Below are 1550 nucleotides of genomic sequence, written 5' to 3'. Positions count from 1 at the left end.
TGTCCGTCGTCAGAGATTTTGGGCCATTTGGCTGCCTGAGCGAAGAGAGGGTCTGGCTCATCTGGTTGGTTTGATTATGCGGCGGATCTTCGGTGAAGCAAGCGCCGGGTTTCGATAGTCTTTCGTTTGATCCTTTCTCGTTGTTTCAGGATGGTCTGGCCGCGCCCGAAGTAGACATCGGCCGGGGTGAGGTTCTGCAGGCTCTCGTGGTATCGTCGGTGGTTGTAATGCTCGACGAAGGCGTCGATCTTCTGCCTGAGATCGCCGGGCAGGAAGTAGTTCTCCAGCAGGATGCGGTTCTTCAGGGTCTGGTGCCAGCGCTCGATCTTGCCTTGGGTTTGCGGGTGATATGGGGCACCGCGGACATGATCCATGTGCCGATCTTCCAGCCAATCGGCCAACTCGCCCGAGATGTAACTCGACCCCCTCGCCATTGTCTCTCGGACCAATGGCGTTCCAATGGCTCGATCACTGAGCAGGCGGGGCTTGTGCAGGACCTTCGCCTGATCACAACCCGAAGCCTGCAGCGCCAGGTCGAGCGTGTCGGTCACATCGCCTGACTTCATCGTCGTGCAAAGTTTCCAGGCGATGATGTAGCGGCTGTAATCGTCGAGGATCGTGGACAGGTAGAACCAGCCCCAGCCGATGACCTTCAGGTAGGTAAAGTCGGTCTGCCAAAGCTGGTTCGGTCGGGTCGTCTTGTCACGGAACTCGTCAGAGGCGGACAGAACCACATAGGCCGGGCTGGTGATCAGGTCGTAGGACTTGAGGATGCGATAGACCGAAGCCTCTGACACAAAATACTTTTCCGTGTCAGTGAATTGCACGGCCAACTCGCGCGGCGACAGATCGCTTTCCTGCAGGGCCAGGTCCTTGATCTTCTCGCGCACCGGCTCAGGGATGCGGTTCCAGACCCGCGACGGCCTGGGACTGCGATCTTTCAGCGCCTCAGGGCCGCCGGACAAATACCGATCATACCAGCGGTAGAAGGTCGTTCTGGGGATGCCGAGCTTGTCCAGCGTGCGCCTGGTCGGCAGGTGCGATCCTTCCACCAGCCGGATGATCTCCAGCTTCTCAGATGCGGGATACCTCATTCGCCGTCGCCCCCATCTGCGATCATGCTTTTTTTGAGCAGCCGCAACTCCAGGGCCTGCTCAGCGACAACCTCCTTTAGATCTCGGGCTTCACGGCGAAGGTCTTTGACCTCGCTCGACGTCGCCGCACGCGCCGTATCGCCCGCCAAGCGTTTCTTCCCGGCTTCGAGGAATTCCTTGGACCAGCTGTAATACAAGCTCTGCGCAATGCCCTCGCGGCGACACAGCTCTGCAATGCTGTCTTCGCCCTTCAGGCCGTCCAAGACGATCCTGACCTTCTCCTCAGCTGAGTACTGCTTGCGGGTGGCGCGACGGATGTCCTTGACGACCTTCTCGCCGTGGCTCTGCTTGGTTCCGGGTTTCTGTCTCATCTCCACTCCTTGGTGGTTACGATGTGTCAGAAACTCTCTCTTATCAAATCACCCTAAACTGTCCCATTGGCGCTGACGTCAGACA

At 58.5% G+C, this 1550-nt stretch carries 1 protein-coding gene; it reads right to left on the bottom strand.

The features are described 5' to 3' along the window. Positions 1-74: 74 nt before the first annotated feature. A protein-coding gene (locus GC1_RS21780; RefSeq protein ID WP_152612488.1) for an IS3 family transposase occupies positions 75-1465 on the bottom strand; the annotation gives its coding sequence in 2 pieces (ribosomal slippage) (positions 75-1129 and positions 1129-1465; 1392 coding nt in all). Between the last annotated feature and the right edge of the window lie 85 nt (positions 1466-1550).

Source organism: Leisingera sp. ANG1, assembly GCF_000203975.2.
Classification (GTDB): Bacteria; Pseudomonadota; Alphaproteobacteria; order Rhodobacterales; family Rhodobacteraceae; genus Leisingera.
This window is presented reverse-complemented; position numbering and strand designations above follow the sequence as displayed.